This is a genomic window from Citrobacter sp. TBCS-14 (assembly GCF_005280805.1).
GTDB classification, from domain to species: Bacteria; Pseudomonadota; Gammaproteobacteria; order Enterobacterales; family Enterobacteriaceae; genus Citrobacter; species Citrobacter gillenii.
The window spans coordinates 1-251 of sequence record NZ_SZWM01000986.1; the positions used below are offsets into that span (position 1 = coordinate 1).

The window sequence follows — 251 nt, forward strand, 5'->3', positions numbered from 1 at the left end:
GGTGATGGTCGGCGATGGCAGAGAATAGGCCCCGGTCAGCATCCATGCGCTGATGCCTTCAAACTCCAGCGCACGTGTTTTCGCCAGCAGCGATTCCGGGTGACGGGTGATGCCATCGGTACCCAGCAATCCCACCACCGAGGTGACACCAGCTTCCACCAGTCGTGGCAAGCGCACTTCAGGCGTGCGGGTATGTGGCCCTGCCTCTCCGCCACCGCCAATCAGATGGACGTGCTGATCGATAAAGCCGG

General features: G+C 61.8%; 1 pseudogene. It reads right to left on the reverse strand.

The annotated features are described in order from the left end of the window. A pseudogene (locus FDX22_RS22540) lies at positions 1-251 on the reverse strand (beta-aspartyl-peptidase); the annotation flags it as partial.